21 protein-coding genes are annotated in these 22,801 nt (G+C 64.4%); 10 read left to right on the top strand and 11 right to left on the bottom strand.

What is annotated here, in order from left to right; all coding sequences use genetic code 11:
- The first annotated feature begins 155 nt into the window (after positions 1-155).
- The 5 genes from AC1DZ8_RS24910 to AC1DZ8_RS24890 all read left to right on the top strand — a co-directional run bounded on the left by AC1DZ8_RS24910 (position 156) and on the right by AC1DZ8_RS24890 (position 5,299).
- Positions 156-1,532, top strand: coding sequence for an NfeD family protein (locus AC1DZ8_RS24910; protein WP_477307610.1), 1,377 nt, complete (start codon positions 156-158; stop codon positions 1,530-1,532).
- 71 nt (positions 1,533-1,603) lie between these two features.
- A complete protein-coding gene (locus tag AC1DZ8_RS24905; RefSeq protein ID WP_477307612.1) occupies positions 1,604-2,368 on the top strand; it encodes a slipin family protein in 765 nt (254 codons plus the stop codon).
- Between the two features lie 251 nt (positions 2,369-2,619).
- Positions 2,620-3,579, top strand: a complete 960-nt coding sequence (locus AC1DZ8_RS24900; protein WP_477401781.1) for an AraC family transcriptional regulator — start codon at positions 2,620-2,622, stop codon at positions 3,577-3,579.
- Between the two features lie 225 nt (positions 3,580-3,804).
- On the top strand, positions 3,805-4,509 hold the full coding sequence (locus tag AC1DZ8_RS24895; RefSeq protein WP_477401779.1) for an outer membrane protein: 705 nt from the start codon (positions 3,805-3,807) through the stop codon (positions 4,507-4,509).
- A gap of 73 nt (positions 4,510-4,582) precedes the next feature.
- The gene (locus AC1DZ8_RS24890) at positions 4,583-5,299 is read left to right on the top strand and encodes an outer membrane protein (protein WP_477307616.1); all 717 of its coding nucleotides are present in this window, start codon (positions 4,583-4,585) and stop codon (positions 5,297-5,299) included.
- Positions 5,300-5,357: 58 nt separating this feature from the next.
- Here AC1DZ8_RS24890 and AC1DZ8_RS24885 read toward each other — a convergent pair whose 3' ends face one another.
- Genes AC1DZ8_RS24885 through AC1DZ8_RS24875 form a run of 3 tightly spaced genes read right to left on the bottom strand, consistent with a single transcriptional unit; the run spans position 5,358 to position 9,129 of the window.
- Positions 5,358-7,673 (bottom strand): xanthine dehydrogenase family protein molybdopterin-binding subunit, encoded by a 2,316-nt coding sequence (locus AC1DZ8_RS24885; protein ID WP_477307618.1) that lies wholly within the window; start codon positions 7,671-7,673, stop codon positions 5,358-5,360.
- Positions 7,670-8,653 carry an FAD binding domain-containing protein gene (locus AC1DZ8_RS24880; protein WP_477307620.1) on the bottom strand — a complete coding sequence of 328 codons (984 nt, stop codon included), beginning with the start codon at positions 8,651-8,653 and terminating at the stop codon, positions 7,670-7,672. Before AC1DZ8_RS24880 ends, AC1DZ8_RS24885 begins: the two co-directional genes overlap by 4 nt.
- Entirely contained in the window at positions 8,650-9,129 is a 480-nt protein-coding gene (locus AC1DZ8_RS24875; RefSeq protein ID WP_477307622.1) for a (2Fe-2S)-binding protein, read from the bottom strand. The genes AC1DZ8_RS24880 and AC1DZ8_RS24875 overlap by 4 nt, the downstream gene beginning before the upstream one ends.
- Before the next feature lie 527 nt (positions 9,130-9,656).
- On the opposite strand from AC1DZ8_RS24875, the gene AC1DZ8_RS24870 reads away from it, so the two are divergent.
- Positions 9,657-10,286 (top strand): TetR/AcrR family transcriptional regulator, encoded by a 630-nt coding sequence (locus AC1DZ8_RS24870; protein WP_477307624.1) that lies wholly within the window; start codon positions 9,657-9,659, stop codon positions 10,284-10,286.
- 59 nt (positions 10,287-10,345) lie between these two features.
- Positions 10,346-11,344 carry a bestrophin family protein gene (locus AC1DZ8_RS24865; RefSeq protein WP_477307626.1) on the top strand — a complete coding sequence of 333 codons (999 nt, stop codon included), beginning with the start codon at positions 10,346-10,348 and terminating at the stop codon, positions 11,342-11,344.
- A 152-nt stretch (positions 11,345-11,496) separates the two neighbouring features.
- On the opposite strand, the gene AC1DZ8_RS24860 is transcribed toward AC1DZ8_RS24865, so the two are convergent.
- Positions 11,497-11,769, bottom strand: a complete 273-nt coding sequence (locus AC1DZ8_RS24860) for a hypothetical protein (protein ID WP_112566658.1) — start codon at positions 11,767-11,769, stop codon at positions 11,497-11,499.
- Positions 11,770-12,005: 236 nt separating this feature from the next.
- The gene (locus AC1DZ8_RS24855) at positions 12,006-14,096 is read right to left on the bottom strand and encodes a bifunctional AfsR/SARP family transcriptional regulator/alpha/beta hydrolase (RefSeq protein ID WP_477307628.1); all 2,091 of its coding nucleotides are present in this window, start codon (positions 14,094-14,096) and stop codon (positions 12,006-12,008) included.
- A gap of 169 nt (positions 14,097-14,265) precedes the next feature.
- Here AC1DZ8_RS24855 and AC1DZ8_RS24850 point away from each other — a divergent pair, with 169 nt between their 5' ends.
- Positions 14,266-14,592 carry a hypothetical protein gene (locus AC1DZ8_RS24850; protein ID WP_477307630.1) on the top strand — a complete coding sequence of 109 codons (327 nt, stop codon included), beginning with the start codon at positions 14,266-14,268 and terminating at the stop codon, positions 14,590-14,592.
- A gap of 26 nt (positions 14,593-14,618) precedes the next feature.
- On the opposite strand, the gene AC1DZ8_RS24845 is transcribed toward AC1DZ8_RS24850, so the two are convergent.
- The 5 genes from AC1DZ8_RS24845 to AC1DZ8_RS24825 form a co-directional block, all read right to left on the bottom strand.
- Positions 14,619-14,912: a hypothetical protein gene (locus AC1DZ8_RS24845; protein ID WP_477307631.1), complete on the bottom strand. Its 294-nt coding sequence runs from the start codon at positions 14,910-14,912 to the stop codon at positions 14,619-14,621.
- Positions 14,913-14,922: 10 nt separating this feature from the next.
- Positions 14,923-17,472, bottom strand: coding sequence for a caspase family protein (locus AC1DZ8_RS24840; RefSeq protein WP_477307633.1), 2,550 nt, complete (start codon positions 17,470-17,472; stop codon positions 14,923-14,925).
- 266 nt (positions 17,473-17,738) lie between these two features.
- Positions 17,739-18,743, bottom strand: coding sequence for a zinc-dependent alcohol dehydrogenase family protein (locus AC1DZ8_RS24835; protein ID WP_477307635.1), 1,005 nt, complete (start codon positions 18,741-18,743; stop codon positions 17,739-17,741).
- A 37-nt stretch (positions 18,744-18,780) separates the two neighbouring features.
- Positions 18,781-19,053 carry a hypothetical protein gene (locus AC1DZ8_RS24830; protein ID WP_477307637.1) on the bottom strand — a complete coding sequence of 91 codons (273 nt, stop codon included), beginning with the start codon at positions 19,051-19,053 and terminating at the stop codon, positions 18,781-18,783.
- Positions 19,054-19,217: 164 nt separating this feature from the next.
- Entirely contained in the window at positions 19,218-19,970 is a 753-nt protein-coding gene (locus AC1DZ8_RS24825) for a DUF899 domain-containing protein (RefSeq protein ID WP_477307639.1), read from the bottom strand.
- 386 nt (positions 19,971-20,356) lie between these two features.
- Between AC1DZ8_RS24825 and AC1DZ8_RS24820 the strand changes: the two genes are divergently transcribed.
- The gene (locus tag AC1DZ8_RS24820; protein ID WP_477307641.1) at positions 20,357-21,577 is read left to right on the top strand and encodes a helix-turn-helix domain-containing protein; all 1,221 of its coding nucleotides are present in this window, start codon (positions 20,357-20,359) and stop codon (positions 21,575-21,577) included.
- 29 nt (positions 21,578-21,606) lie between these two features.
- Positions 21,607-22,239, top strand: coding sequence for a Vgb family protein (locus AC1DZ8_RS24815; protein ID WP_477307826.1), 633 nt, complete (start codon positions 21,607-21,609; stop codon positions 22,237-22,239).
- A gap of 49 nt (positions 22,240-22,288) precedes the next feature.
- Here AC1DZ8_RS24815 and AC1DZ8_RS24810 read toward each other — a convergent pair whose 3' ends face one another.
- A complete protein-coding gene (locus tag AC1DZ8_RS24810) occupies positions 22,289-22,594 on the bottom strand; it encodes a hypothetical protein (RefSeq protein WP_454577323.1) in 306 nt (101 codons plus the stop codon).
- Positions 22,595-22,801 lie beyond the last annotated feature (207 nt).

Genomic DNA, 22,801 nt, shown 5'->3' with positions numbered 1-22,801 from the left:
GGGGCGCCCGCCGGGCTCTCAAGACCTGGGTTCCTCGCCCCCTCGGCCCCACGTGGGGAGATTGGCAGTTGCGCTGGGCTTCGCCAACCGCCGCTAATCCCCCCTCATGGACTTCGCCAAAATACAACCCATATTGAATCCATGGAGCTTTGAGCGTGAAACGCGCGCATGTGGCCCTTCTTGCCGCGGCTTTCGTGGCCGCTGTGGTCGCTTGTCCCTCTTCCGCAACCGGAGAGGCGAGCGGCCGGGAGAGGGTTGCGTTGAGCGTCGAGATAGACGGCGCCATCGGTCCGGCGAGTGCCAGGCAGCTCAAGGAAGCGTTGGCGGTCGCCACAGGGCGAAACGCCGAGGTCGTCATCCTGCAGATCGACACGCCCGGCGGACTGGTCACCTCGATGCGCGAGATGATCGCCGACATCCTTGCCTCGCCGGTTCCGGTCATCGGCTATGTCGCGCCGGCAGGCGGCCATGCGGCGAGCGCCGGCACCTACATTCTCTACGCGACCCATGTGGCGGCGATGGCGCCCGGCACCAATCTGGGGGCGGCAACGCCGGTCGAGCTCGGCGGACCGCTGCCGTCTCTTCCCGGTCCTGGCGGCGACAAGGACACCGGCAAGGACCAGAAGAACGCCACCGGGCCACCGCCGGCGGGCGACGCGATGATGGCCAAGGTGACGAATGACGCGGTTGCCTTGATCCGCTCGCTGGCCGAACTGCGCGGGCGCAATGCCGACTGGGGTGAAAAGGCCGTGCGCGAGGCGGCGAGCCTCTCGGCCAATGCGGCGCTGCAGGAACATGTCATCGACTTCGTCGCCCGCGACACCACAGAACTGCTGCAGCTGGCCGACGGGCGGACGGTGGAGGTATCAGGCAAGAAGCAGATACTGGCGACGAAAGGGCTGCCGGTCGAAACGCTCGATCCGGGCTGGTTCATCCGGCTTCTCGCCGTCATCACCGATCCGAACATCGCCGTCATCCTGATGCTGGTCGGCGTCTACGGCATCGTCTTCGAGTTCACCAGCCCGGGCGCGGTCGCGCCCGGCGTGATCGGCACGATCTGCCTCGTGCTCGGGCTCTATGCGCTCAATCTCCTGCCGATCAACTATACCGGCCTTGCCTTGATGCTGCTTGGCATCGCCTTCCTCATCGTCGAGGCCTTCAACCCCACCGTGGTGCTTGGGCTGGGAGGTGTGAGCGCCTTTCTGCTGGGGGCAGCCATGCTGCTCAAGATCGAGGGTCCCGGCTTCGAGATGTCGTGGGCCGTCATCGGCGCCGCCGCGGCCTTGACGCTTGGCCTGGCGCTGTTGACCGGCAGCTATCTGTGGGCGGCGCGCAGGAGCCTGCCACGCGTCGGCGCGCAGGCCATGCACGGACTGCCGGCCGAGATCCTCGACTGGTCGCAAGGCGAGGGCCATGTGCTGGCCCAGGGCGAGCGCTGGCGGGCGAAGGCCGACGAACCGCTCGCACTGGGCGACAGCGTCGAGGTGGCCGAGGTCAAGGACCTCGTGCTGATGGTACGGCGCCGGAGATGAGTCTTTGTTTTGAGCATGTCGCCAACCGCTGCACATTTTTGGGCGACATGCTCTGATGATGGAGCAAGGCAATGAGCATCGGTTATGTGGCCTATCTCGTTCTGGCGCTTGTCGTGGTCATGTTCCTGTCCGCGGCCATTCGCATCCTGAGGGAATACCAGCGCGGCGTGGTCTTCACGCTCGGCCGCTTCACCGGGGTCAAGGGTCCCGGCCTCATTATCCTGGTCCCCTTCGTCCAGCAGATGGTGAAGGTCGACCTGCGGGTGGTGGTCCAGGATGTGCCGCCGCAGGACGTGATCTCGCGTGACAACGTCTCGGTCAAGGTGAACGCGGTGCTCTATTTCCGCATCGTCGACGCCGAGCGAGCGATCATTCAGGTCGAGGACTTCATGGCCGCGACCAACCAGCTGGCGCAGACCACACTGCGCTCGGTGCTCGGCAAGCACGAACTCGATGAAATGCTGGCCGAACTGGACAAGCTCAACAGCGATATCCAGGAGATCCTCGATCAGCGGACCGATGCCTGGGGCATCAAGGTCTCCAATGTCGAGATCAAGCATGTCGATCTCAACGAGAGCATGATCCGCGCCATCGCCAAGCAGGCCGAGGCCGAACGCCTGCGCCGCGCCAAGGTGATCAACGCCGATGGCGAACAGCAGGCGGCTACAAAACTCGTCGAGGCCGGCAAGATGCTGTCTCAGGAGCCGCAGGCCATGCAGCTGCGTTATTTCGAGGCTCTGCACGACATCGCCGGCGAGCGCTCGTCGACGGTCGTGTTTCCGGTGCCGATGGATATTATCAGTCATTTCATCAAGCAGCCCGGCGAGCAGAAGTGAGTGGAGATCGGCGAAAGCCGGGCGGCGCCTGTCCGTCTCGGGCGCGGCCCCCTGCTGGTTCCCATCTGTATTTCCGCGTTTTTGGAAATTCTGCCGGCCAAGCCGATGAAGTTATGTTGAATTACTGTCTAAAACGGCAGTGAAGTTGTCCTACAGCGCATGGATATTGCCAGCTCTGGACAAGAGGTGATCTGGCCCAATACATAGAACTTCCAAGTGAAGACGCGCGCGCAGAAAAGGCTCAGTTGCCCTTGAAAAAGAACGTCTTCTCATCCCGCGATCTGCCGGCCCATCTCGACGATCAGGCGCGGTTCGCGCTCTGGCAGGACATCCACGTCGCGGAGATATGGTCCGTCGAATATGCCACTTCGGACCATTTGCCGTTTGCGGCTGATATCGAAGCCAGGGCCGTCGGGCAGCTGGTGCTCGGGCAGATGGCCGGAACGATCCGGAATGCCAGCCGCAAGACGAGCAACATCGCCGCTGACGGCCGCGACGGCTATCTGCTGCTGGTCAACAATGGCGATACGATACTGAGTGGCACCCAGGTCGGTCGCGACTATCACGTGGGCAAAGGGCAGGCCGCTCTGGTCTCGGCTTCCGAAGCGCTGCAAATGACTGGCGGCGACAAGAATATCTGGGCGAATGTGGTGGTCCCCCGCGCTGTGCTGGAGAAGGCCTTCGCTCATATCGACGACCGGCTGGCGCTGACCATCGGCGCCGACAACGAGGCCCTCGATATGCTCAAGCGCTATTGCCGCTTCTTGGAAACCGGCCCCGACCTGGTTTCGCCCGATCTTGTCACCCATGCCACCGAGACGATCGTCGATCTGATCGGCCTGGCGACCGGCGCGAAAGGCGAAAGCGCCGTGCTGGCTGGGTTGCGCGGCCTGCGCGCTGCAAGACTCCAGGCCATCCTGCAAAAAATGCGGGACAATTTCGCCGATCCCGCCATTTCGGCCCAGAGCGTTGCGCAGCAACTGCGGCTTTCCGTGCGCTATGTCCATGATCTCCTGCAGGAAACCGGGATGAGTTTTGCCGAGCGCATTCTCGAATCGCGCTTGCAGAGAGCCCATAGAATGCTCTCCGACAGGCGCAATGACCGGATGCGGATCAGCGAGATCGCATTGCTCAGCGGCTTCTCCGATGTCTCCTATTTCAATCGCTGCTTCCGCCGCCGTTTCGGCTTGACGCCGAGCGGCGCCAGGTAGTCTCACCGGCCGAGCCCTGCCAAATGCATGGCGCGCCAATCGGCTGCGGCAGAATGGCCACACCGGCCGGGAAAGTGCGGCGGCGCGCTCCACGACAATTCCAGTGCGGTCCTGCCCAAGACGCGAAGCACCGGACAATGCAACACCGGGGCATCGACAACAGCCGTCTCTCCGCGAAGCATTTCCGCGGCGGGGAACGCAACATTTCGGGGCAGCACATTGACAATGAAAACGATTCTCCTCGCGACAGCCATCATTCTCGCGCCTGCCGGCGTTGCATCTGCAGCCGACATCGGTGAGGGTTCGCCTATCGCCGCCTATGACTGGTCCGGCCTCTATGCCGGCGTTCATTTCGGCTATGTCGCCGGAAGATCCAATTTCTTCATCGCCGGTGGTGGCTTCGGTGGCGCCACCGACCTCAACCTTCCCCTCGATCCAGACGGTTTTATTGGCGGCATCCATATCGGCACAAATTACCAAATGGCGAACCGCTTCGTCATCGGCGCCGAGGCTGACCTTACGTATAATAAAGCAGATGCAGTGATACCCCTCGATGCTAACGGCGCTGGTTTCAGCACATTGCTTAGGAGCGAACTAAAATGGTCGGGTGCGGCGCGGCTGCGGGTGGGCTACGCTTTCGATCGGACTTTGCCCTACATCGCTGGCGGCGTGGCCGCGGCAAAGTATGAAGTGACTGCGATCGGCAGCAGCGGCGCCATTCAAATACCGTTCCATGATGAGACCCATGTCGGCTGGACGGTTGGAGCCGGCGTCGAGCACGCCTTCACCGACAGATGGATCGCGCGGGTAGAATATCGCTACTCCGACTTCGGCAGCCAGGACCTCTCGATAGCAGCCGGTCTTAACACCGCGACGAGCGTCGATCTCCAGACCCATGATGTCCGGGCCGGCCTTAGCTACAAGTTCTGATCTGCGGGACTGAGCCCCGCTGCGACCTTTTCCTCAGCGGAAGCACAACATTTTCTTGGATAGCAGACAGACGATGAAAACCATTCTTCTGGCTACAGCTTTTATTCTAGCGCCTGTCACCCTAGCGTCCGCCGCAGACGCCAATGAGAGTCTGCCGGTTGCCGCCACCTACAACTGGTCCGGCGCCTATATTGGCGCCCAGGCCGGATACACCTGGGGGGACGCAAGGGTCGGGCAGACTTTTGCACCTGGCAGCTTCGACGACTACGGCTGGGCCTATGATCCGTCCGGTGGTTTCGGCGGCTTCTACGCCGGCTACAACCACCAGTTCGACGGCGGGTTGGTTCTTGGCATCGAGGGCGACTACAGCTTCGCTAGTGTGAAGGACACCACGCTGTATCGGGCGCTCGGCGTCGATGACCCGGCCTTTGGCGGCGTGCTCGAGCTGGATTCTGTTGGCTCAGTTCGCCTGCGCGCCGGTTATGCGATGGATCGGTGGCTTCCTTTTGTTACCGGCGGCATGTTGGTGGCAACCTATGAGCATACTACCGTCGACATTCCAGGCGGCCCCTATGCCGACGCTAAGGACACCGTAACGGGCTACACGCTGGGTGCCGGCGCCGAGTATGCCGTCACCGACAACTGGGTGGTTCGCGGCGAATACCGCTTCGCCGATTTCGGCCGCCACACCTCCCAGCGTCACTTCATCGACAATGGGGCTCCCGTGAATACGGACGCGATCGACCTGACGACGCAAGATATCCGCATCGGCATCGCCTACAAATTCTGACCGCTCAAGCTCTGTCGATCTCCCCACCAGGGGAGATCGACAGTTTCGCTGCTCGGTTCTAAATCAGCTTCTCCAGCGTGATCGGCAAATCCCTGATGCGCTTGCCCGTTGCATGGAACACCGCATTGGCGATCGCCGGCGCGATGCCGACGATGGCCAACTCGCCGACACCCTTGCCGCCGAGCACCGAGGAATGCAGGTCGGGAATGCCGACCGAGATCACCTCGATGTCAGGGATGTCGGCATTGGTCGGCACCAGATAGTCGGCGAGGTTGTTGTTGACGATGCGGCCATGCCTGCGGTCGACGATGCCTTCTTCGAGCAGCGCCTGGCCGATGCCCATGATGATGCCGCCCTTCCACTGGCTTTCGGCGAGTTTCGGGTTGTAGAGCCGGCCGGAATCCAGCGCCGACACCACGCGCGACACACGCACCGTGCCGAAATCCTCGTCGACCCGCACCTCGATGAAATGCGCGCACCAGGAGTGACGCGAATAGTCGCCCTCGGTGTGCGGGATCGACGTGGCGATGGTGGTGTAGTTCTTGTAGCGATCCTCGGCGGTCGAATTCGCCGGCATGGTGTCGCCGGTGGCTTCGATGCGGTCACGGCCGACACTTGCCAGCAGTTCCGCAATCGAGACGTCGGGACCATCGCCGCGCGGCGAGCCGATGCGGCCATTGGCGACCACCAGCGTGTTGGCCTGCAGCGCATGGAAGGGCGAGCGCGGATCGCTGATGGCGAGCCCAACCAGCTGGTCGAGCGCAGATGTCGCTGCCTTGTAGACCGCGCCCGTCATCACGCCGGCCAGCCGCGACCCGCCGGCGACGCCGGCGCGGGCATATCGGGAATCGCCGAGCTTCACCACGACGTCGTCGGCCGCCACGCCGACCGTTTCGGCCGCCGTCTGCGCCAGGATAGTGTAGGTGCCCTGGCCCATGTCGATCGAGGAGCTTTCGACCTCGACCGAACCGTCGGCGAGGATGCGCACAACAGCCTCGCCATAGGCGCGCCGCACCGGATAGGTGCCGGCGGCCACGCCCCAGCCGATCAGCTGGTTGCCGTCGCGCATCGAGCGCGGCTTTGGTGAGCGCTTCGACCAGCCGAAACGTTCCGCACCCGCGGCAAAAGCCTCGCGCAACTGCCGGGTCGACCAGGCTTTTTTCGCCTCAGGATCCTGTTCTGCATAGTTGATCAGCCGCATCTCCAGCGGATCGATGCCGAGCTCATGGGCGAGCTCGTCGATAGCGCTTTCGATGCCGAAGGCGCTGGGGTTTTCCCCGGGCGCCCGCTTGGCGCCGGGCACCACCGTGTTCACCCGTACGACATTCTGCTTCGAGGAAAAGTTGGGCGTGGCGTACATGATCGAGGTGACCGAAGCCAGCGGCTCGACCCACATGCCGTCGACCGCGGTCTCGTTGACGCCGCGATGCACGATCGACTGGATCTTGCCGTCACGGCCGGCGCCGATCGTCACCGTCTGGCGGGTCGCGGCGCGGCCGCCATAGGAGGTGAAGTTCTGCGGCCTTGTCAGCACCAGCTTGACCGGCCGTCCGAGCATTTTCGCCGAGGCCGCCGCCACCGCGCTGTGGGCGAGCGCCAGCGCTTTCGAGCCGAAGCCGCCGCCAATATAGGGCGAGACCAGCCGCACATTCTCGAACGGCACCCCGAACCATTCGGCATAGGTGCGCGCCATGCCGTCCAGCCACTGGCTGGGCTCCCAGATGGTGAGCTCTTCGCCCTGCCAGCGCGCGATCAGGCCATGCGGCTCCATCGCCGCCTGGTATTCGCGCTGCGTGTTGTAGGCCGCGCAGATGCGCACCGGTGCGGCGGCGAACGCTGCTTCGGCGTCGCCCCATTCCTTGGTCATGGCATCGATCGGGATGCCGTCGCCGGCCTTGGGATCGCTGAGGTCGACGATGGCCGGCGTCTCGTCATAGCTGACCTCGACCAGGGCCGCCGCGGCGACCGCCTGCTCGAAGGTCTCGGCCACGACGGCAGCTATATGCTGGCCGGAATAGGTGACCGTGCGGGCGAGCGGTGCGTATGTCTTCTGCGTTGGCGGATTGCCCAGCCAGTCCGACGCGCCCTTGATCTCCATGATGGTGTCGGGCGTCAGAACCAGAAGCACGCCCGGCGCGGTCTCCGCGGCCCGTGTGTCGATCGCGCGCACCGTGCCGGCGGCGATGGTGGCCTCGACCATCACCGCATGCGCCAGCCCGTCGAGCTGCTGTTCGAAGGCGTATTTGGCAGCACCGGTGATCTTGGCCGGGCCATCGACGCGCGACAGCCTTCCGCCGACCGCGCCGTCGGAGGCGTCGCCATGTCTCGAATCGGCATGTCTTTTATTGGCATGTCTGATGTCGTGAGCGGTCATGCCGTCTCTCCCAGTTTGAGGATGGCGCGCGCGACCACGCGCGGCGCGAGCTCGATCTTGTAGTGGTTGGCGCCATGGTCGACGGCGCCTTCCATGGCGAGCCCGCTCGCCTTGCGCACGGCGTCTTCGTCCAGGACCTTGCCTTTCAGCGCCTCTTCCACGGCGCGCGCCCGCCACGGTTTTGTGGCGACGCCGCCGAGCGCGACGCGCAGGTCGCGGATGGTGCGGCCATCGGCTTCCAGCTCCAGTCCGACCGCGGCACTTGCCGCGGCGAACTCGTAGGACTGGCGGTCACGCACCTTGAGATAGGTCGAGCGCCGCGCGGCGGCCGAGCCGGGGATCTCGATCGCGGTGATCATCTCGCCGGCGCGAATGTCATGCTCGCGCTCAGGCGTGCCGCCCGGCAGCAGGAAGAAATCGTCGACCGTGAGCACGCGCTGGCCGAGGTGGACCGTCGCATCGAAGGCGACGAGCGCGGTGGCCAGGTCGCCCGGATACATGGCGATGCAGGCCTGGCTGGCGCCGAGCACGGCGTGGCCCCGCGTCACGCCGCCAATCGCCGAGCAGCCGCTGCCGGGCTCACGCTTATTGCAGGCGGAAAAGTTCGAGGGATCGCGGAAATAGGGACAGCGCGTGCGCTGCATCAGATTGCCGCCGACGGTCGCCATGTTGCGCAGCTGCGCCGAGGCGGCCTGCCACAGCGCTTCCGAGACGGCGGGAAAATGGCTCTTGATCCCGGCATGGTCGGCGACATGGCTCATTTTCGCCAGCGCGCCGAGCGTGGCGTGAGTTGCATCGACGCTGATTGTGTCCAGCCCCTTGAGATGGGTGATGTCGACCACGGTCTCAGGCTGGGCGACGCCACATTTGGCGAGGTCGACCAGCGTCGTGCCGCCGGCAAGCAGCATGACGCCGGGAAGCGCCGCCGCCTTGCGCGCGGCCTCGATGCTGTCGGCGCGAACGTAGGAAAAATCCCTCATGATGCCACCTCCAGGGCCGCCTGGCGCACGGCGGCGACGATGTTCGGATAGGCGCCGCAGCGGCAGAGATTGCCGGCCATGTATTCGCGGATCTCGTCCTCCGAGCCGGCATGGCCCTCGCGGATGCAGGCCACCGCCGACATGATCTGTCCGGGCGTGCAATAGCCGCACTGGAAGGCGTCCTGTTCGAGGAAGGCCGCCTGCACGGCACTGAGCGTACCGTCGACTCCGGCCAGCCCTTCGATGGTGGTGATTTCGCGGCCTTCGACTTGTGCGGCAAGTGTCAGGCAGGCAAGCACGCGCTCGCCGTCGACATGCACAGTGCAGGCACCGCACTGGCCGTGGTCGCAGCCCTTCTTGGTGCCGGTCAGATCGAGGCGATCACGCAGCGCGTCGAGCAGCGTGACGCGCGGCTCTACGTTGAGCTCGTGACGGTGTCCATTGATGGTGAGATGGATGGTGGTCTGGCGGGTCATGGGCGTCTGGCTCCAGTTGCTTGACGCGAGGGGAATGAAATGGCGCCCGGACGGGGCAGGGCAAGGGGAGACATAATCTCCCCCCTTGAGGGGGAGATGGCCGCAAAGCGGCCAGAGGGGGTCGCCTCGCATAGAGCGCTAACCCCCATCCGCCGCAGGAGGTCGMGYCCRGTCGARCCGACCCCCTCTGTCGCCTTTGGCGACATCTCCCCCTCGAGGGCAGGGGAATCGCATATGCGGAACAAAGATGGAATCTCGCGACGTTTGTTCTCGACGCGATTCCGATTTGTTCGCCGTTCGATTCCTCGAAAGAGTCCATATGCGATTGCCCTGCCCTCGAGGGGGAGATTGCGCGAACCTCGGCCTTCGCCATTTTCCAGCGGGCAAGGGACGCTTTCAGTCCTTCAGCACGTGACATACCGCATCCCCTGGTTATATGATAAAGGCACTCCACTAAAGCGGAGGCGCCTCCGTTTATTTAACGTGGGGGCTGAACTGTCCCGGTTCAAGCCCCATATGTGCGTTGAGTGGAGAAAAAATTGGACGACCAGCACAAACCCGCCGACGTGAAACACGACACGGCAGCGCCAAAGCCGCTGCGCGCCGATGCGCAGCGCAACCGCGACCGGCTGGTCGAAGTCGCGGCAACGGCTTTCGCCGAGCAGGGCGTCGATGCCTCGCTGGAGGAAATCGCACGCCAGGCGGGTGTCGGCATCGGCACGCTCTACCGGCATTTTCCGACGCGCGAGCATCTGGTCGAGGTGGTCTACAGGCGCGAAGTCGAGGCGCTCTGCGCGGCTGCCGACGACCTCGCCAGCCACCATTCGGCCGACATGGCGCTGGAGCAGTGGATGCAGCGGTTCGTCGATTACATCGCCACCAAGCGCGGCCTGGCGGCCAGTCTTCGCATCCTGTTCAACACCAATTCCGCCGTGTTTTCCGACTTGTCGGGCCGGGTGTCGCTGGCCTTGCGGCAGCTGGTCGACGCGGCCGCGGCCGAAGGCTCGATCCGCGGCGACGTCGACGCCTCCGACGTGCTGCATGCGCTCGGCGGCATCTACTCGGCTCCCGACACCAAGGACTGGCGCGACCGCTCGCGCCGGCTGGTCAAGCTGCTGATGGACGGGCTGCGTTTTGGGGCTGCCAAGGCGCGGTGAGGTAGATTTCATATCGGCAGGGCAACAACCAAGCCCAACCACATTTTGAGGGGTATAGGATGTATGTAGGCCGCTCCTACAAGGTGATCGATTTTGCGCTGTGGTCGCGGCGCAGTGTCATCTACATGGTGGTGGTGAGCGCACTTGCCGTGGTCGCTTATCGTCTGCCGGCCATTGCCGGGCTCTCGGTGCCGTGGTCGGTGGTGCTCGTGCTTGGAACCACCGTCTCGCTGGTCGCCGGGTTCAAGAACTCGCAGGTTTTCACTCGCAGCGGCGAAGCGCTGCAGGCCTTTGCGCAAATCACGGCGAGCAGCCGGATGTGGTCCAATTTCTGCAGGGACTTCACCGATGCGCCAGCGGCAAATGAGCTCATCTATCGCCATATCGCCTGGATGACAGCGCTGCGCTTTTCCCTGCGGCGACCGATGTCGTGGGAATCCATGGCACGGGCCGCCAATATCGAGTACCGGCGGCGCTACCGCATCCAGGAGGACAACGGCTCGGTCGCCGACGAATTGCGCCCGCTGCTAGGCGAACGGGCCGAGAGCGTGTTGAAGTCGCCGCGGCCGGCGATAGCCCTGCTCGAAATGCAATCGGCCCAGGTCAACGGCTTGTTCAAGGACGCAAAGATCCCTGCGCAGATCTATGCCGAGATGACGAAACTGATCCGCGACTTCCATGACCAGCAAGCGCGCTGCGACCGCATCAAGAACAATCCGTATCCCCGCCAGTATGCCATCGTCAGCTCCATGTTCGTCATGATCTTCTGCACGCTGTTGCCGTTCGGCGTGGTTCCGGTGTTTGCGGATATGGGCAAACTGGGCGGCGCGCTCAGCCCGATCGCGATCTGGCTGACGATCCCGTTCAGCACGCTGTTGGGCTGGGCTTACATGTCTCTCGATCAGGTTGGCGAGAGCAGCGCCAACCCTTTCGAGGGCAACGCCAACGACGTTCCGATCTCGCAGATCTGCCGTGACATCGAGATCGAACTGCGCGCCGGGCTTGGCGAAGCCAATCTTCCTAAGCCATTGTTGCCGGTCAACGATATCGCGACCTGACTTGACGAGCGTCCGTCCCTGCAAAGCACTTTCGGGAAACCAGCTTCAGCCCGATCACGCCGGCTACAATGAGAACGCTCCAGAAAATTTCTCGTCGCCGTCTCTGGCGCTTGAAACCAAAATCCGGTCTGCCGGTTTCCGCAGGTTAGTGGTTATCCCTTCGTCTCGACCAGGATCACCAGCGATTCCGGCACCACGCCATCGTGAGCCATCGCATCGGCCGCCGCCTTGCTTTGCATCATGGCCGCGAGCTTATCCATGTCCGGAACGTCCATCATGATCGCGACCCGTTTCGGGTTCTGCGGATCGACGAAGGTGCGGACGTTGGTGATCCCGAGTGAACCGAAAAGCTCCTTGCGCTTCGGTGACGAGAGCCAGTGCTTGGTGTCTTTCGAGATGTTGTGATGGCCAATAACGGTCGGCATGGCATCCTCCCAAGGTGCCGCTGCGGTCGCAATCGCCCGCTTGTTGCGGTCTACCTGCGCGAGCCAGTGAGCGCCGTTTCTCCTGGGCTGTCAATTAGCCGCTTCTGATGTGCAGTCTCCGGTCGATGGCGGTTAGCGAGGACAGAAGCGCGCCCTCGTAGCTGACGATTTTCGGCTCCTGCGATCGGTGGAACCTCAAGCACCGGCGAGCGTCGCTGTTCCCACATTTCAGCGGCTCAAGCCGTACCATCGACCGAATAGAAGGGAAACGCGCCGGGAAGGCCGCTTGCTGCCATTTCGCCACGCTCTTCGAACCGAAGGCCGGAGCCGACCACGAGATCGCGCACCGTCCGTGACGCGATGATTTCGCCCGGCTGCGCATGACCCAGCAGCCGCAACGACAGCTCGACCGCCGCGCCGGAAAATTGATCGCCGCGCTGCTCGCACTCGCCGATATGCACCGCCGAGCGGACCTCGACACCGGATCGCCGCAAGCGATCGCGAATGGCGATCGCGCACTGGATCGACCGCGTTGGCCGCTGGAACACCGCGAGCACCTTGCCGCCCGCTCGGCTGATCTCTCTGCCTTCGGCCGCGAGGAGTTCACCATGGAGCGCCTCGGCGTGCCGCTGGGTCGGCTCGATATCGAAAGGCGAGCCCGTCATATCGAGGGACAGCACCGACACCAGCAGCCGTTCGCCTGGAGCCGCCGGCAAGGCGCCGGTGACGAACGCCTGGATTTCGTCGACGAGGCGATCGGAATTCTCGCCCCAGATCACGTGGTCGCGGCCGGCGAACTCGACGTATCTGGCGCCTTCGATATGCGTCGCCAGGTAGCGTCCTTCTTCCCGCTTTACCCAGCGGTCACCGCTCGCCTGCACGATCAGTGTCGGAACATGGATGGCAGGCAGAATGTCGCGAACGTCGATTTCGGTTCCCCAGCGCCACAGCGCGATCGCGTCGGCGGGCGAGGCGGAATTCCTGAGATAGGCGGCGAACCATTCTGTCTCGAACGTGTCGCTCATCAGACTGGGCGCCGCGTTGCTCATATCCGCCGCCGCTCCCCATTCTCTCTCGACGATCGCCAAATCTTCTTCCACCTGCTCGCTTGTCTTCGCCCAGGGATAGTCTTTCGACCATCTGCCGCTGGCATAGGCCCCATTGAGGACGAGTGCCGCGGTGCGCTCGGGATAGGTCGCCGCGAACAGCATGCACATCGGGCCGCCCTCGGAAGTGCCCAACAGCACCGTGCGCTTCGAGCCGACCGCATCCAGAACTGCCCGCACATCTTCCATCCGCTCTTCCAGCGTCGGCAGACCGACATTGCGGTCCGAGAGCCCGGTGCCGCGCTTGTCCATCCGGATCAGGCGAGAGAAAGTGCCGAGTCGCCGGTGGACGTGCGAAAGCCGCGGCGAGGCCCAGGCATGGTCGAGGTTGGAGACCCATCCCGGCACATGGATCAGGTCGACCGGCCCGTCGCCTGTCACCTGATAAGCGATGTTGATCCCGGCCGATTTGACATAGTGGGTCGGGGGGCGCGCATGTTGGTGACTGAAGCCGGTGGCGTCATCCGCATCGGTCGTGGGTGGCCTTGCCGGCGCTATCGTGCGGCGTGTCCGCAGAGTCTCGAACAGTTGCCGCGTCTCCGGCTCTGGTTGCAGCTTGAGATCGCGTAGAAGCGCAGTGCGGCAGTGCTCATATTGCTTCAGCGCGAGATTGATCCTGCCTTGCGCCGCATAGGCGCGCATCAGGGCGCGGTGGACGTCCTCCCTCAGCGGCTCCATGGAGAGCAGGCGCGTCGCCGCGCGCACGCATGCGGCAGGATCGTGCGTAGCGGCATAGTGCGCGACGAGCCTGTCGAGAGCGGCCACGGCCAAGGCCCGCAGCCGCTCGCGTTCGATCCTCAGCCAGTCCTCGAATGGCTCCTCCTTCAGGCCGAAGCCGTCGAGCAGGTCGCCGCGATAGACGTTGAGCGCCAGTTCGAGGTCTTCGGGTGCCAGACTGGCGGCCAGCGCCTCGAACCGCGCGACATCGAAATCAAGACCATCGAGATGTAGTGCGACGCTGTCGCCGTCGGTGAGGAAGCGGCCGCCGCCGCACGCCTGCATGGCTCTCCTGACCGACGACACCGCTTGCCGCAGGCTCATGCGCGCCTGAGCCTCGCTGTTGATGCTCCAAAGCAGGCTCGCCAGCTTCTCGCGCGACTGCGAATGCCCCGACTGTAGTGCGAGATAGGCGACCATCGCACGCGCCTTGCGGCTGATGGCCGGAACTGCGGCTCCGGCAAAGTCGAAACCACCCAAAAGGTGAAGATAAGGCCCGGTCATCGGATCCGCCACGGTCACAGCGTGATGACGATCCGCTCAAGCTCACCCCATTTCAACACTTATTCCGCTGCCGAGGCGCTTTTCACGATTCCATCACGCCGGTTCCCACGCGTTTTTCACGACGCTTGAGGAGATTGTTCGCACTGCTCTCTTTTCGCAGGAGGACATCGTGCATCACCCAGGCTCGACCGAATGGCCCATCTGGCATGACGACCCCGGGCGCGACCGGCAGGAGCTTGCCGCGCCATCGCGACACGACATTGCGCTGGCCAGCTATCTCGAAACGCAACGGGCCCATCGGGCATCGACGGCTCGCAGGCACGATCGGGTGGCGGTCGTAGCCTCGGCACTGGCAGCGTTCGTCGGCCGCGCTTTTCGTGCAGCGCTGCGCGCAATTGTCCGCGGCCCGGCCAACGCCGAGGCCTGGATGGACGATGTCGGCTTGACGTTGTCCAAGGCCCATGCGGAATTCAGCAAGACCCTTTGGGGCCGCTGAGCGCAGCGCCGCCTTGGTTGACGACCTCACCCCCAACCGCCGCCGCCAGACGATCCGCCTCCTCCGCCTCCGCTGCCGCCGAGGGCAGGAACCACGGGCGGCTTTTGAGGCGTCTCCTCGGCCGGCTTCACCACTTTGCCGGTGGTCGCCTTCTTGTATCGGACCACCTTTGGCTGGGGCGCCACGCGAACCACCTTGCGGTGTTTCACCGGCGGCGCCGGCTCAAACATGGGCGCCACCGAGGTGCAGCCCATGAGCCCGGCCAGAACGCCGGAGAAAATTGTCCCGATGAATGCCTGCTTCAATGCCTTGCCCACCATGGCCTCCTGTTCAAAACAAGTCCCGACGCGGATTGGCTTCTTCCCAGACCCCCCGGGCCGCATTGACCAGTTGCGTGTCCAGCGAACCGGACAGGGGGGGCTTCGACTTGAGCTCTTGACGCAGAGCGTCCAGGGCTGCCGTTTTCGGCTTCGTCCCGAACTGCGCCAGGCCTTTTTTGGCGTCCGGAAGCTCCTTGCGCAGGTCCAGCGCGACGGCGAATGCCAGGAAACGCACTGCGACTGCCTGGTCGGCCTTGTCGCCTTTCGCCATTTCGAGCGCGGCGCGATCGTAGGCGCTGGACGGATCGCCGCGCGCGGTTGCCAGTTCGAACAATCTTTGCGCTTCCACCTGGTCCTGGTGCACGCCCAAGCCATCCCTGTACATGCGGGCAAGACTGCCGGGAGCGTAGGGCTGGCCAAGATCGGTCGCCTGCTGGAACAGCGCCTGCGCCGTCTTCGGATCCTTGTCGATGCCCTGGCCGGCGAGGTAATTGCGGCCGAGCAGGTTCATCGAATACATGTCCTGGCGCTGCACGCCCGCCTGCAGGAAGGCGACGGCGCGGGCCGGATCGGCAGGTACGCCATTGCGGCCCTCGGTGAAGATCGCGGCAAGATCGTTCATGGCATAGGTGTGCCCCATCGCCGCTGCCTTGAGCAGCAGGTCGAGGCCCTTGGCCGTATCGCGGTTGACCCCGTAGCCATTGAACAGAGCGCGGCCCCACGACGTCATACCGTAGGGATCGCCCTTATCGGCGGCAGCCTTGTAGAGAGCGTTGGCCTGGGTGCGGTCGATGGCCGTCCCGGTTCCTGTTGCGTTGAGATAGCCGAGTTCGAAGACGGCGCGCACATGCCCGTTCTTGGCGGCGTCCTCGATGGCCGCCTTGGCCTCGCCGACCTTACCGGCCGCAAGCAGGGCTCGGCCGAGCTCGTAGCGGAAGCGGGCGACATCGGGATAGGTTTTCACCGCGGCCTCGCAGGCGGCCACCGCGCCGGCGCCGATCTCGTTCGGCAGCAGGCCGGGCACCACCCCTTGCAGATCGAGAGGCTCGCCGGCAGCGGTATCGCAAGCATCGACCGTCGGCGACAGCTTCATCGTCGCGGGCTTGGAAGAACTGCTGTCGGCGCGGATTTCGAAGCCGACCTCGACGGGCGCTCCGGCGCCGATCTGCGGCTCGTAACGAAGGTGGTCGACTTCACCGGCCAACAAGCTCGATTGTGGCGAGAGCGTCCGATCCGGCAGCGACAGCGTTCCCGTTGCCGGATATCCCGAAACCTTCAGGCTCACCGCCGGATCGTCGGTCGGGAAATCCAGATTGAGCGCGACCGGGCCGACGCCGACAGGAATATCAAGTTTGCGCTTCTCGATCGCTTCGGCAGCACCGGTGATGTGGATGCCGCGCTCCAGCACCTGCTGCTTCTGCTCGGCCTCGAGCGAAGCCATGATCTGTTGGCCCGCGGCACCTTCGCCGCTCTTGACGCGGAACACCAATATGCCCTGGCTTCCGCCGCCCCAATTGTCATGCGTGGCATAGGCGAGCATATCCACCTCGTCCTGCGTGGCGGCCCCTTTGGGGACATCCATTTGCAGGCGTGGCAGATCCTTGCCCGCGATCGGTTCGCCCACCGCGACGTCCTTGCCGTCCAGCATCAGGCGACCCATTGCGGGTGGCCTTTCGATGCTGACGCTGATGGCGCCGCCATCGACATCGACCGGTTCCGGCAGGCCAAGCGCCACAGGGCCGACCCCCGACAGCACCACCTTCTCCAGCACGGGCGGCAGCGAAGGCCGGTTGCTGCGGCGCACCAGCACCACGTCATCGATCAGCGAGGAATTTTCCCAAGGCACCTGCATGCCGTTGGTGGCCTGCACGACATCGCGGCGCACCGCCGACATGACCGTGCGGATTTCCTGGTTGGGCGCCAGCGCGCGGCGCGAAAATGCCGATGAAAACGGGCTGAGGTCGCCGCTGCCGTCATAGGCCACGGCGCCCGGTTCGGTGGCGAAGGCAATCAGCGTGTTGAGCGAGCTGCGCACCTGCGCCAGCCCGGTATTGCCCGCGGTGACAAGCTGGTCACGCAGCCAGTAATTGTTGCGCGGGAAGGGGTTGTTGCGGCAGGCATCGAGGATGATCACCTGGATCTTCGACTTCGAGCGCAGCTGCTCCAGCACGTCGTTGAGTTTGATGGCCTGGACCTCGATATCGGCCGCTTTCTTCAACGAGGCGTCGACCGGGATCAGAAAGTTCTCGCCCCCGATCTGAAAGCCGTGCCCGGAATAGTAGACGACGGCGAGATCGGCGCCATCGACGGCGGCCAGATAGTCTTTGAACTGGCCTTCGAACTGCTGCTTGGTGAGGTTCTCGGCGACGAAAACCTCGAAGCCCGCCAGCCGGAACGTGGCCGACACATCCTCGGCGTCCTTGGCCGGGTTCTTCAGCGCCGGGATGTCACGGTATTCGGAGTTGCCGATGACGAGGGCGACCCTTCGATCGGCGCTGGCCTCAAAGGTCGTGAGGCTAACGAGGATGAAGGCCGCGATGAATCCGCAAAGTCGGAGCATGGCAAAACCTCTGGCCGCTGCCTGACGCCGACGAGAACACCGCTTGCGGCATCAAGGTCCGTTGATGGTATGCAACCTGCCACAGGATAAAGTGAAAGGCCCGTCACCGCCAGACCATGGCAGGCGATTTCTTTCGGCGCTGGCCGACCGTGGTGGGAGTAGCACGTGCTTCAAGAGCGGGTATGTGACAAGTCTCACAGTTCGCATCGACCTGCTGGATGGCCGCCCGACGCCAGGAACCGGCGGCTGCGGCCGGGATGCGATGGTCAAACTTCGAGGCAAACCTTGCCGAAATGCCTTTGCGCTTCGTAATGCCTGAAGGCGGCGGCGATGTCCTGCAGAGGAAAGCTGCTGTCGATGACGGGCTTCAAACGATTGACCTCTATCGCCCGGATCATGTCTTCCTGGTCGGCTTTGCTGCCGATGGAAATCCCGCTGATGCGGATCTGGTTCGAGAACAGCGCCGGGATCGAAACCTCGGCCGCAAAGCCGGTCAGCACGCCGACGAGCGCGATGTGCCCGCCTGTCCGGCAGGCCGCTATCGACTGCGCCAGCGTCGCGGGTCCGCCGACCTCGATCACGTGGTCGACGCCGCGTCCGTTGGTCAAATCCCTCGCCTTGCCGCCCCAGTCGGGCACCGCCTTGTAGTTGATGACGCTGTCGGCCCCGAGCCGCTTGAGCCGCTCCAGCTTCTCTCCACTGGACGAGGTGGCGATGACCCGGGCGCCGGCAGCCTTGGCAAATTGCAGCGCAAACAGCGAAACGCTGCCGGTGCCGAGGATCAGCACCGTGTCGCCGGGCTTCACCTTGCCGCACGTCACCAGGCCGCGCCAGGCGGTAACGCCCGTGCAGGTAAGCGTTGCCGCCTCGAGATGCGTATAGCCCGCCGGCGCCATGGTGAAAGCCTGCGCCGGCATGCACACATATTCGCTGGCAAAACCGTCAAAACTGTCTCCGGGAATGTCGCGCCTGGTGTCCGATGTCATGTCGCCGCCCAGCCAGCCGGGGTAGAAGGTGCTGACGACACTGTCTCCGGGCTTCAACGCATCGACATCGTCGCCGACGGCAATCACTTCGCCGGCACCGTCCGACAGCGGCACGCGCCCGTCGGCGAGCGGCACCTTGCCTTGCACCGCGAAATCATCGCGCATGTTGAGCGAGCAGGCGCGTATCCTGACCAGCACCTCACTCGGTCCAGGCCGGAGCCGATCCTCCTCGACCAGGTCGAGCTTGTCCAACCCGCCCGGCGCTTTCAGCCTGACCAGCTTCATTGTCTCTCTCCGACGTGCGGGGTGTTGGAATGCGGTGCTATTGCCGGACCGGCCGGCCGGAAATCACGCGCAGCCACGGCGCCAGATGGAAGGCGCTCATCAGCAGATACATCACCGGCATGCCGGTGAGCAGGGAGGCATCGGCACCCAGGCACGACATGACGCCGTCGCCGGTGTGAATGCAGGTGAGCAGCGCCATCACAGCGAAAGTCGGGGCCGCGGCGAGGCACAGCCAGTCGACGATACCGAGAGGGGCCGCACGCGTGGTTTGAGGGATTTCGCTGCCGGTGCCAATGCCGATATCGCTCATGGTTCTTATCCTTCGAAGGGTTGGGTTCCTCGCCCCACAAGTGGAGAGAGGTGGCTCGGCGAAGCCGAGACGCAGAGGGGGGCCGCGCCTTACGAAAGCCCCCACTCCGGCCGCTTCGCGGCCACCTCTTCCCCGCCTTCGGCGGGGGCGAGGGTACTCGGTCCTTATTTGCCGTCCTTGTCCCGGAACGCGGCCTCGCCGGCAGCGGCCACTTCTTCCCATGTCTTGTCGGGCGCGGCGTCGTAATTGTCGTGCCAGTTCCACCAGCTGTAGAGCTCGGTTTGCGGATAGCCTTCGGGCGAATCCTCCCAGACCTCCTGGCGGCCGAGCGGCGTGGCGTCGAGATAACTCCAGACGGTTCCCATCTGCTCGTCGCCGCGGCTGTTGATGAAGTAGGTGCGGAACACCTTCTTGCCGTCCTGGATGAACACGTTGTGGCCGTGCCATTCGTCGACGCCGAAGTCTTTGTCGAAGCTGTCGGTGATGGTGTACCAGGGCATCTCCCAGCCCATCCGCTGCTTCAGCGTGACAATATCGGCCTGCGGCGCGCGCGAGGCATAGGCAAGCGTGGTGTTGCGGGCGTTGAGATGGGCGAGATGGCCGACCTGGTCGGCGCCGAGCGAACAGCCACGGCAGGCGTGTTCCGGCCAGCCGTAAACGCCGGGTTCGTAGAAAGCGCGGTAGATGATCAACTGGCGGCGGCCTTCGAACAGGTCGAGAAGGCTTGCTTTGCCGTTGGGGCCTTCGAACACATAGGCCTTGTCCACTTCCATCCAAGGCATGCGCCGGCGCTCGGCCGACAGCGCATCCCTGGCACGCATCGTCGCCTTCTCCTTCACCAGCATCTTTTCGCGCTCGGCTTCCCATTCCTGCTTTGAAACGATTGGCGGGGTCTTCATTGCCACGTGCTTGGTCATTGCTCGTCTCCGTTGTCAGTAGTTGAGCCGTTGCGGACTGTCGTTGTCTGCTGATCGTGAGGTAGGGTAGGGCCGCGAGGCGGCGAGGGCGGAGTTACAAATGTGACGGGATTTGACGGAGGCCCACCGCAGCAGGGGTGGCGGGGCCGCGCAGAGTGCTCAAGATCCTCGGAAACAGGCATTGTCAGTTTTCCCTTATGAGAAGCTTAAAAATACCATCTGAGATGCTCAGGCTAGCGATTGCCGATATTGGCGTCAACGACAGCCCAAGTGTCTCCTGCCAGTCCAGATGGCTAGGTTGCCGTCCCGCCTTGCTGCTTGGCGGCAGTGACTTAAGTTAGGGCCGTGACCGGCGGGGTGGGAGTTACAAGTGTGACGGGATTTGAATGGACTCGCTGATCACCGCGGCAGGGCTGGCGCTGGCGGCGGGTGATCCGCTGGCTGCGCTCGACCGCGTCGCGCTGCGCGAGGACGCGCCGGCGCTGGCGCTGCGCGGCATTGCCATGGCGCAGCTCGGCGATCTCGACCGCGCCAAAGCACTGTTGCGGAGGGCAGGGCGCGCCTTCGGTTCGAAGGAGGCGGTGGCGCGCGCCAGATGCGTCGTCGCCGAAGCCGAGATTGCGTTGGTCTCGCGTGACCTCGGCTGGCCGGCCAAAGCGCTTGATGCGGCGCGGGCGACGTTGGAAAAGCATGGCGACCGGCTGAACGCCGCGCATGCCGGCCATCTCAAGGTGCGCCGCCTGCTGCTGATCGGCCGGCTCGACGAGGCTGAACACGTGCTGGCCCGGCTCGATCCGGCGCCGCTGCCGCCGGCCTCACGCGCCGCGCATGAACTCGTCGTTGCCGGCATCGCGATGCGCCGTCTCAGGACGAAAGCCGCGCGCGCAGCCCTTGAATGGGCGCGCCATGCCGCCCGCCGGGCCGGCATTCCGGGTCTTATGGCGGAGGTCGACAGCGCCTTCCTGTCACTCGAGACGCCGGCGGCCCGGCTGATCGCGGCTGGCGAGGAACGCCCGCTGCTGCTCGAGGAGGTCGAAGCGCTGGCGGCGTCGTCGGCGCTGGTCGTCGATACGTTCCGCTATGTCGTGCGTAAGCAGGAAACCGCGGTCTCGCTGGCAACGCGGCCGGTGCTGTTTGCGCTCGCGCGCGCGCTCGCAGAAGCCTGGCCGGCGGATGTGCCGAGGGCAGCCCTGATCGCCCGCGCCTTTGGCGGCAGGCACGCCGATGAATCGCATCGTGCCAGGCTGCGGGTCGAGATCGGCCGGCTGCGCGCTGAGTTGCGGCCGCTGGCCGGCATCGAGGCGACCAGCCAAGGCTTTGCGCTGGCGCCGCGCCAGGCAGGCGTGGTGGCGGTGCTGGCGCGGCCGATCGAAGAACGGCACGCGGTGGTGCTGGCCTTCCTGGCCGATGGCGAAGCCTGGGCAAGCTCGGCGCTGGCGCTGGCGCTCGGCGCCGGCCAGCGCAGCGTACAACGTGCGCTCGAGCAACTGGCCGAGGCCGGCAAGGTGCAGTCGTTCGGTCATGGCCGGGCGCGCCGCTGGATGACGCCGCCTGTGGCCGGTTTCACGACCACCTTGTTACTCCCGGCGCGGCTGCCGAACGGCTAGGAAAGGTGACCATGACCGAGGACCATGACGTGAAACATTCAGAAGCTGAAATCCTGCGCGAATACGGGCCCTTTCCTGATGTCGACATCGTGCATGGCGTGAGCTTCGACGGACAAAATGTCTGGTTTGCCACGGGCGAGCAGCTGATCGCCTTCGATCCGGCAAACGGTGAAACAAAACGCTCGATCGATGTCGCAGCCCATGCCGGCACCGCCTATGACGGCCGGCATCTGTTTCAACTGGCCGGGGATCGCATCCAGAAGATTGACCCGGATACGGGGCAGGTGCTGGCCACCATCCCGGCGCCTGGCGGCGGCCGCGATTCCGGCATGACCTGGGCTGAGGGCACGCTCTGGGTGGGGCAGAACCGGGCGCGCCAGATCCACCAGATCGATCCCGAGACCGGAAAAATCCTGCGCACGATCGAATCCAACCGTTTCGTCACCGGGGTGACCTGGGTGGATGGCGAGCTGTGGCACGGCACCTGGGAAGGTGACCAGAGCGACGTGCGCCGAGTCGACCCGCAAACCGGAAAGGTGCTGGAGCGGCTCGACATGCCGGCGGGGAAGGGCGTGTCTGGGCTCGAATCCGACGGTGGCGATCGCTTCTTCTGCGGCGGTGGCCCCGGCGGCATGGTGCGAACGGTGCGCCGGCCGAGATAGGGCCGCGGCCGGCGGCGTTGGCCTTATGGTGCGGAACCTTCCGCCGAGATCATATGCCGGAGCCGTCGAGCTGCTGGGCGTCTTCGCCTGCCCAGGGCGCCGGCATGGAAGCCCGGCTCAGATTGGCCGTCGGCAGCGGCATCCAGCATTTCAGTTCCGGTTCAGGATATTCGATCACGCGTCCTGGCGACGAATCGGAAGAGCGCCAGCCTTCCGTGCCGAACTGGTCGGCGCGCGACCAGTAGGCGAGGTCGACCTCGGCCGGCCCCTGTTCCGACGGCCTCACGGTGACCAGTATGCGGCTGCCGTCCTTGGGCGCGCTTGCCATATGCCGCCAGCGATCGGGTTCGTCCATCTCATGTCCTCCTGCACGTTGCAGGGATAGTCGCCGCGCGCCCCACGGCGGTCAACCCGAACTTTGCGCAAGAAGCGAGCGCTCATTACTAATCTTTGCATGTAACGGGGCGGGTGATGTGATCGCGGCGCGCATCCGGCCCGATATGCGTATGGCAATATACGGCCCGCCATGCCGCCACCGCTCGGGTTCGTCCATTGCCATGCC

It is taken from the genome of Mesorhizobium sp. P2_F7, assembly GCF_056403695.1.
Note: the sequence above shows the minus strand (reverse complement) of the source record. Positions and strands in the feature narration are given on the sequence as shown.

Bases quoted from the DNA above. Each gene is read 5' to 3' on its own strand.
- AC1DZ8_RS24905 (WP_477307612.1), top strand. From the start codon at position 1,604: ATGAGCATCGGTTATGTGGCCTATCTCGTTCTGGCGCTTGTCGTGGTC.
- AC1DZ8_RS24895 (WP_477401779.1), top strand. From the start codon at position 3,805: ATGAAAACGATTCTCCTCGCGACAGCCATCATTCTCGCGCCTGCCGGC.
- AC1DZ8_RS24890 (WP_477307616.1), top strand. From the start codon at position 4,583: ATGAAAACCATTCTTCTGGCTACAGCTTTTATTCTAGCGCCTGTCACC.
- AC1DZ8_RS24885 (WP_477307618.1), bottom strand. From the start codon at position 7,673: ATGACCGCTCACGACATCAGACATGCCAATAAAAGACATGCCGATTCG.
- AC1DZ8_RS24880 (WP_477307620.1), bottom strand. From the start codon at position 8,653: ATGAGGGATTTTTCCTACGTTCGCGCCGACAGCATCGAGGCCGCGCGC.
- AC1DZ8_RS24875 (WP_477307622.1), bottom strand. From the start codon at position 9,129: ATGACCCGCCAGACCACCATCCATCTCACCATCAATGGACACCGTCAC.
- AC1DZ8_RS24865 (WP_477307626.1), top strand. From the start codon at position 10,346: ATGTATGTAGGCCGCTCCTACAAGGTGATCGATTTTGCGCTGTGGTCG.
- AC1DZ8_RS24860 (WP_112566658.1), bottom strand. From the start codon at position 11,769: ATGCCGACCGTTATTGGCCATCACAACATCTCGAAAGACACCAAGCAC.
- AC1DZ8_RS24855 (WP_477307628.1), bottom strand. From the start codon at position 14,096: ATGACCGGGCCTTATCTTCACCTTTTGGGTGGTTTCGACTTTGCCGGA.
- AC1DZ8_RS24845 (WP_477307631.1), bottom strand. From the start codon at position 14,912: ATGGTGGGCAAGGCATTGAAGCAGGCATTCATCGGGACAATTTTCTCC.
- AC1DZ8_RS24840 (WP_477307633.1), bottom strand. From the start codon at position 17,472: ATGCTCCGACTTTGCGGATTCATCGCGGCCTTCATCCTCGTTAGCCTC.
- AC1DZ8_RS24835 (WP_477307635.1), bottom strand. From the start codon at position 18,743: ATGAAGCTGGTCAGGCTGAAAGCGCCGGGCGGGTTGGACAAGCTCGAC.
- AC1DZ8_RS24830 (WP_477307637.1), bottom strand. From the start codon at position 19,053: ATGAGCGATATCGGCATTGGCACCGGCAGCGAAATCCCTCAAACCACG.
- AC1DZ8_RS24825 (WP_477307639.1), bottom strand. From the start codon at position 19,970: ATGACCAAGCACGTGGCAATGAAGACCCCGCCAATCGTTTCAAAGCAG.
- AC1DZ8_RS24820 (WP_477307641.1), top strand. From the start codon at position 20,357: ATGGACTCGCTGATCACCGCGGCAGGGCTGGCGCTGGCGGCGGGTGAT.
- AC1DZ8_RS24810 (WP_454577323.1), bottom strand. From the start codon at position 22,594: ATGGACGAACCCGATCGCTGGCGGCATATGGCAAGCGCGCCCAAGGAC.